General features: G+C 41.1%; 4 protein-coding genes. 3 read left to right on the forward strand and 1 reads right to left on the reverse strand.

Translation table 11 applies throughout. From position 1 onward, the window contains the following. Positions 1-263: 263 nt before the first annotated feature. On the reverse strand, positions 264-995 hold the full coding sequence (gene bamD / locus ACIPUA_RS17120; RefSeq protein WP_042848672.1) for an outer membrane protein assembly factor BamD: 732 nt from the start codon (positions 993-995) through the stop codon (positions 264-266). 138 nt (positions 996-1,133) lie between these two features. Between bamD and rluD the strand changes: the two genes are divergently transcribed. The 3 genes from rluD to clpB all read left to right on the forward strand — a co-directional run bounded on the left by rluD (position 1,134) and on the right by clpB (position 5,542). Further along, the gene (rluD, locus tag ACIPUA_RS17125; protein WP_042848671.1) at positions 1,134-2,111 is read left to right on the forward strand and encodes a 23S rRNA pseudouridine(1911/1915/1917) synthase RluD; all 978 of its coding nucleotides are present in this window, start codon (positions 1,134-1,136) and stop codon (positions 2,109-2,111) included. Then, on the forward strand, positions 2,111-2,845 hold the full coding sequence (yfiH, locus tag ACIPUA_RS17130) for a purine nucleoside phosphorylase YfiH (RefSeq protein ID WP_042848670.1): 735 nt from the start codon (positions 2,111-2,113) through the stop codon (positions 2,843-2,845). The genes rluD and yfiH overlap by 1 nt, the downstream gene beginning before the upstream one ends. Before the next feature lie 123 nt (positions 2,846-2,968). Further along, positions 2,969-5,542 (forward strand): ATP-dependent chaperone ClpB, encoded by a 2,574-nt coding sequence (gene clpB, locus ACIPUA_RS17135; RefSeq protein WP_042848669.1) that lies wholly within the window; start codon positions 2,969-2,971, stop codon positions 5,540-5,542. Positions 5,543-6,000: the final 458 nt, after the last annotated feature.

Raw genomic sequence — 6,000 nt, forward strand, 5'->3', positions numbered from 1 at the left:
TCTAATAAAAAATTGATATAGATCACATCTAATTAAGGGGAGGGAGTCGGTACATTTGAAGTGTGATTTCACGTATAAAAGGGGTGAAAAAGCATTGCCAAAATGAGTAGATTAAGACAAACTGGTTAAGTTGGCTATCGATACGGCAAATAGTCGGAACTTTTTTTGGGTTAAAATTAAGCCAATGAAAGTATTGTTAGTCTCAAAATAGCAAACAAAGAAAAACAGCAGCCAAGGCTGCTGTTTAAGATTACTCGGTTATATTATTGTGGGTTTGCTGCAATAATATTCGCAACCTTAGTCGCTTCTTGATTTAACCCCATTTCTTTATAAGCAATTTCCATGTATGCCAAGGCATTACGTGTTGCTTCTGTGTCTGGGTAATCTTTTAGCATCTGTTGGACACGGTTAACAACCGCGACATAAGCCCCGCGTTTGTTGTAGTATTCAACCACGGAAAGGTCGAATTTCGCTAAGCGGTCTTTTAAGTAGACTAAACGCTTACTCGCATCATTTGAGTATAAACTGTTAGGATAGTAGCGAACTAATTGGCTAAAGTCCTTAAATGCAACGCGTGCATGTTGTGGATCTCTATCTGAGCGGTCGATACCAAAGAGCCCTTGCAGTAAACTATCATCTAATGCCATAGCAGTAAGACCACGCATGTAAAGGACGTAGTCAATATTTGGGTGAGTTGGGTTCAAACGCATGAAACGGTCAATCGCAGCTATCGCCATTGGCAGCTCTGCTGATTTATAATATGCGTAAATGAGGTCTAATTGGACCTGCTGAGCATATGGACCAAATGGATAACGGTTATCGAGTGCTTCAAATTGTTTGATAGCAGCTTTAAAGTTGCCGTCCTGTAATTTTTGCTGACCCGTACTATAAATTTCAGCTGGGGAGCTATCAGGACTGACTTCATTGTTACTGGAGCAGCCGACTAAGACCAGACTTAACGTGGCAGCGGCCACCAGATTTTTCATACGTATCATCACGTGTAGGTTATCCTCTGAGTGTTTCGAGGGAGACTATCCATAAGGCTCCCGGCAAAATTCGAGTTACAATAGCATATATTTTAAATGAAACGGCTGTGCCGTCAAAATACAAACACCAAAAAAGTAGATTAATTTATGGCTCAACAAGTACAACTTAGTGCAACTATCGCTGAATCACAGCTTGGTCAACGTTTAGATCAGGCTTTAGCCGAATTGTTCCCTGATTATTCTCGTTCACGCATAAAAGAATGGATTTTAGCTGATAGAGTGCAGGTTAATGGCAAAGTTATCAATAAGCCAAAAGAAAAAGTTTTTGGTAGCGAACAAATTTTAATCGATGCCCTTATCGAAGAAGATAATCGCTGGGAGCCTCAAGATATCCCACTTAATGTTATTTATGAAGATGAAGATATCCTAATTATTAATAAACCACGTAATTTAGTTGTTCATCCTGGCGCTGGCAACCCAGATGGGACGATCCTTAACGCATTATTGTATCGTTACCCTGAAATTGCCGATGTACCAAGAGCGGGTATCGTCCACCGTTTAGATAAAGACACGACTGGCTTGATGGTTGTTGCAAAAACGGTTCCTGCGCAAACTCATTTAGTTGAAGCGTTACAACGCAGAGAAATTACGCGTGAATATGAAGCCGTAGCGGTAGGCCGCATGACTGCTGGTGGCATGGTGGAAGAGCCAATCTCACGCCATCCAACCAAAAGAACCCACATGGCTGTTCATCCAATGGGGAAACCTGCGGTGACACATTACCGTGTGATGGAGCATTTTAGAGCTCATACTCGTTTACGTTTACGTTTGGAAACAGGTCGAACTCACCAAATCCGTGTCCATATGGCTCATATTAATCATCCTTTAATTGGAGATCCTTTATATGGCGGTCGTCCGCGTCCATTAAAAGGCGCAACAGAAGAGTTCTTCGAAGTCATGCGTAGCTTTGATAGGCAAGCACTGCATGCGACTATGTTGCGCCTGTATCACCCAATTTCAGGTATTCAAATGGAGTGGCATGCACCGTTACCGGATGATATGGTTAAGCTTATTGATGCCTTAAAGGCAGATACTGAACTTCACAAAGACGATATGGACTGGTAATGAGCATATTGATTTTCCCTGACTGGCCACAGCCTAAAAGTGTATCAAGCTGTAGTACGACCCGTGCTGGTGGTGTGAGCCTACCACCTTTTGATAGCTTAAATTTAGGTGATCACGTTGAGGATCGCTTTGAGGCCGTCAGTGAAAATCGCCAACGTTTAGTTAAACTTGCTCAATTACCGCAACAACCGGTGTGGCTTGAGCAAGTACACGGTACCCGCGTGCTTCATCTTGATGGCAGTAAAATCAAGAATAAACAAGCTGATGCGGTATATACCAATCAAAAAGGTCAGGTTTGTGCAATCATGACCGCAGACTGTTTACCCGTGCTTTTTTGTAATATGGCAGGTAGTGAAGTCGCAGCGGCACACGCGGGTTGGCGAGGTTTATGCAATGGTGTACTTGAGAATACGGTGAGCCAATTTGTCAGCCCAACAAATGAAATTATGGCATGGTTAGGGCCTGCGATCGGAGCTGAGAAATTTGAAGTTGGCGGCGAAGTGAAAGACGCATTTGTTAATCAATCGTCTGATTTGGCCTCAGCTTTTACTCCCCATAATGGAAAATATTTAGCCGATATCTATTTATTAGCACGTAAAAAACTGAGTACGATGGGAATTAATGCCATTTATGGTGGTGATTTTTGTACAGTAACGGATGAAAACAGATTTTTTTCCTATAGACGTGAAGGAAAAACGGGCAGAATGGCCTCTCTAATATGGGTATCCAACTAATTTTAGAGTTATAATCTAAATTAACAAATATAATAAAAATAATCCCATGCAAAACTTGAATAGTTAAAAATAGACCTCATTTAGTAACCAGTAGCAAATTTAATCTCATTTATCGGAGGTGTTATGCGTCTGGACCGTTTAACTAATAAATTCCAGCAAGCTCTCGCTGACGCCCAATCATTAGCCCTTGGGCGCGAAAACCAATTTATCGAACCAATTCATCTATTAAGTGCCTTGTTTAATCAAGACGGTGGCACTGTTCGTCCTTTACTGACAACGCTAGGCGTTAATGCTGTGCAGTTTAAGCAAAAGATTGAAGATGCATTGGAACGTTTGCCTCAGGTGCAAGGTGTTGCGGGGGATGTTCAACCATCAAGTGACTTAATGCGTCATTTGAATTTATGTGACCAATTGGCACAAAAGCATGGGGATGAATTTATCTCCTCAGAATTATTTCTTATCGCCGCTTTAGAAGCCAATACAACATTAGCAGACATGCTCAAAGCAGCAGGTGTTAATAAAGATAACTTAATAAAGGCAATAGAACAGATGCGTGGTGGAGAAAAAGTGAATGACCAAAGCGCTGAAGACCAGCGCCAAGCTTTGAAAAAATATACTGTCGATTTAACCGAGCGAGCAGAACAAGGTAAATTAGACCCTGTGATTGGTCGTGATGAAGAAATTCGTCGTACGATCCAAGTGTTGCAGCGCCGTACTAAAAATAACCCAGTACTTATTGGTGAACCCGGTGTTGGTAAAACTGCGATTGTTGAAGGTTTAGCTCAGCGTATTGTTAATGGTGAAATTCCTGAAGGGTTAAAAAACAAACGTGTACTTTCACTCGATATGGGCGCACTAATTGCTGGCGCTAAATACCGTGGTGAATTTGAAGAACGTTTAAAAGGCGTTTTGAATGACCTTGCAAAGCAAGAAGGTAATGTCATTCTATTTATTGATGAATTACACACCATGGTTGGTGCTGGTAAAGCTGACGGTGCAATGGATGCCGGCAACATGTTAAAACCTGCGCTAGCTCGCGGTGAATTACACTGTGTTGGTGCGACAACGTTAGATGAATATCGCCAATATATTGAAAAAGACCCTGCGTTGGAACGCCGTTTCCAAAAAGTCTATGTCGCAGAACCGTCAGTTGAAGACACTATTGCGATTTTACGTGGTTTGAAAGAGCGCTATGAGCTACATCACCATGTACAAATTACTGACCCAGCAATTGTCGCAGCGGCAACATTATCCCATCGGTATATTACCGATCGTATGCTGCCAGACAAAGCTATTGACTTAATTGACGAGGCTGGTGCAAGTTTGCGTATGCAGATGGATTCAAAACCTGAATCCTTAGATAGACTAGAACGTCGGATTATTCAGCTTAAACTCGAGCAGCAAGCTCTGAAAAAAGAATCTGATGACGCAAGTAAAAAACGTCTTGAAATGTTAGAGGAAGAACTAACAGAGAAAGAACGTGAGTATTCTGCGTTAGAAGAAGAATGGAAAGCAGAAAAAGCATCTCTTACTGGTACACAGCATATAAAAGCTGAACTAGAGAATACACGTATAGAGATGGAAAAAGCACGCCGAATGGGCGATTTAGCTAAAATGTCTGAATTGCAATATGGCCGCATTCCAGAGCTTGAAAAACAACTTGAAGCCGCAACGAAAGCGGAAAATAAAAGCATGAAGCTTTTACGTAACAAAGTCACTGACGTTGAAATTGCTGAAATTTTAGCGCGTTGGACTGGGATACCTGTATCAAGAATGCTTGAAAGTGAACGGGAAAAACTGTTACGTATGGAGCAGCAATTACATCAACGTGTTATTGGTCAAGATGAAGCGGTTGTTGCTGTATCTAATGCGATTCGTCGTAGTCGCGCAGGTTTATCTGATCCAAATAGACCTATAGGTTCATTTATGTTCTTAGGGCCTACAGGGGTCGGTAAAACTGAGCTGTGTAAGGCGCTGGCGAACTTTATGTTTGATAGCGATGACGCAATGGTGCGTATCGATATGTCTGAATTTATGGAAAAACATGCGGTATCGCGTTTAGTGGGTGCACCTCCAGGTTATGTCGGTTACGAGGAAGGTGGCTATTTAACTGAAGCCGTTAGACGTCGTCCATATTCTGTTATTTTATTGGATGAAGTTGAAAAAGCGCATCCAGATGTCTTCAATATTTTATTGCAAGTACTGGATGATGGGCGTTTAACTGATGGTCAAGGTAGAACGGTAGACTTCCGTAATACGGTAATTATCATGACATCTAACTTGGGTTCTGACTTAATCCAAGAAAGGTTTGGCATGATCGGTTATTCAGAAATGAAAGATATGGTAATGGAAGTGGTATCCCATAGTTTCAGACCTGAGTTTATTAACCGTATTGACGAAGTGGTTGTATTCCATCCATTAGGTAAAGAGCAAATTACGAATATTGCTAATATTCAGTTAGCTCGTTTATATAAACGTCTTGAAGAACACGGCTATGAAGTGACAGCGACTCCAGCTGCACTTGAGAAAATTGGTGAGGCAGGTTTTGACCCAATCTTCGGTGCAAGGCCATTGAAACGTGCTATTCAACAAGAAATTGAAAACCCTCTGGCACAAGAAATTTTGTCAGGTAGGTTATTACCGGGTAAACCTGTCATTTTAGATGTAGAAAATGACGAGATAGTTGCTAAGCAGTAATTGATATTATTATAGAATCAAAAGGTGGCTAATATTAGCCACCTTTTTTATATCAAATTACGTATAAAACCGCGTTTTTTGCTTGAGAATTGGGCGTAAAGTATAAAATATAATCACTTGAGGTTTTTTTTTCAAAAAACACTTGCCAGATTTTTCTGACTCCCTATAATGCGCCACCACTGACCGGGAACAAGACAACGCAAAGCGCGATGAACACTGAAACGGTAGCGAGAGATTCTGAAAAGAAAAAGCAAAAAATTGCTTGACTCTCACAGAGGAAAACGTATTATACGGCTCCTCGCGACAACGACCTCGAAGTCGAAAATCAAACAGATTTAGTCGCAACGCTCTTTAACAATTTATCAGACAATCTGTGTGGGCACTCACAGGACACTATCAAAAAAATATTTGATTTTAAGTCTTGAAGAGTGACTAACACGTTAATTCATATATATGAA

It is taken from the genome of Providencia sp. AGC89 (genome assembly GCF_053543535.1).